Origin of the sequence: Segeticoccus rhizosphaerae (assembly GCF_009192725.1) — a bacterium.
Lineage (GTDB): Bacteria > Actinomycetota > Actinomycetes > Actinomycetales > Dermatophilaceae > Segeticoccus > Segeticoccus rhizosphaerae.
In genome coordinates this window covers 1-1,123 of sequence record NZ_VOHR01000590.1, presented here as the reverse complement: position 1 = coordinate 1,123, position 1,123 = coordinate 1, and the positions used below count along the sequence as shown (strand labels likewise).

The following is a 1,123-nucleotide window of genomic DNA, read 5'->3' as shown; positions in this document are numbered from 1 at the left end:
CGCCCGGCCGGAGCTCGCGGCGCGCATGGCCGGCGGCTTCACGGCCCCCACGGGAGGAGTCCCGGTGGGCTGGCGCGGTGGGCTCGACCTGCATCCAGTGGACCTGGCCGACCGCGACCAGGTCGCCTGGTTGGAGACGTTGGTCTGGCCGGAGCAGGACGACCGCCGCGCGCGGTTGGCGCAGGGCGTACGCATCGCCCGCCACGATCCCCCGGTCGTGGTGCGCGGCGACCTCCGCTCCGATCTGCCCGCCCTGCTCGACCGGGCCTCCCGGCACGGGGCGGTCATCGTGTTCCACACGGCCGTGCTCGCCTACCTCGAGGCGCCCGAGCGCGAGGCGTTCCAGGACCGTATGACGGAGCTCGTCGCCGCTGGTGCGTGTCACTGGGTGAGCAACGAGGGCCTGCCGGTGCTGCCACGGGTCACGGCCTCCGCGTCCGGATCGCCCGGTCCCGGCCTCGATTTCGTCCTCGGCGTCGACGGAGAGGCGGTTGCCTGGACGCACGGCCACGGCATCGCCGCGACCTGGTTCTGAGGGCCAGGGGACTCCGCCCGGCCGCACCTCGACCTCGTCGTGGCCCAGGACCTGACCTCGTCGCGGCTCAGGCCGCCCCGAGCAGGCCTCGCAGCACCGCCTCCACCTCGGCCGCGGCCGGCGCCCGGCCGGTCACGTGCCCCTGGATCAGCATGCCGTCGACATAGGCACAGACCACCCGGACCGTCTGCGGGTCGGCGCCCCATCCCTGCGCGAGCGAGCCCAGGTCGGTCAGCCACCGGGTGGCCGCCGGGCGCAACGCCGGGGTACGAGCGGCCAGCAGGTAGAGCTCGTACTCGGCGAGGCACGCCGCCTGGTCCGGGCCGAAGTCGTCGGCCAACCAGCGCGCCAGCTCCGCGACCGGGTCGGCAGCGGCCTCGATGCGCGCCAGCTCTGTCGAGTTGCGCTCGTCGGCGGCCAGCAGTGCCGCCTCGAGCAGGTCGGTGATGGACGGGAAGTGGTAGGCCGCCGAGCTGGCGGGCTGGCCGGCCTCCTGGCAGACCCGCCGGTGCGTCACGGCGCCGATCCCGTCGGCGGCGACGACCCGCAGCGTCGCCTCCATGAGGGCATGCCGGGTCCGCTCGCCCC

Annotated in this window: 2 protein-coding genes; one reads left to right on the top strand and one right to left on the bottom strand. The window is 75.2% G+C overall.

Annotation, left to right across the window (positions count from 1 at the left end):
- The coding region (locus FRW57_RS21885; RefSeq protein WP_152187071.1) for a DUF2332 family protein at window positions 1-535 on the top strand (535 nt) is incomplete at its 5' end.
- A gap of 67 nt (window positions 536-602) precedes the next feature.
- On the opposite strand, the gene FRW57_RS21880 is transcribed toward FRW57_RS21885, so the two are convergent.
- Window positions 603-1,123 (bottom strand): TetR/AcrR family transcriptional regulator (locus FRW57_RS21880; protein WP_152187070.1); only part of this gene is annotated, 521 nt, incomplete at its 5' end.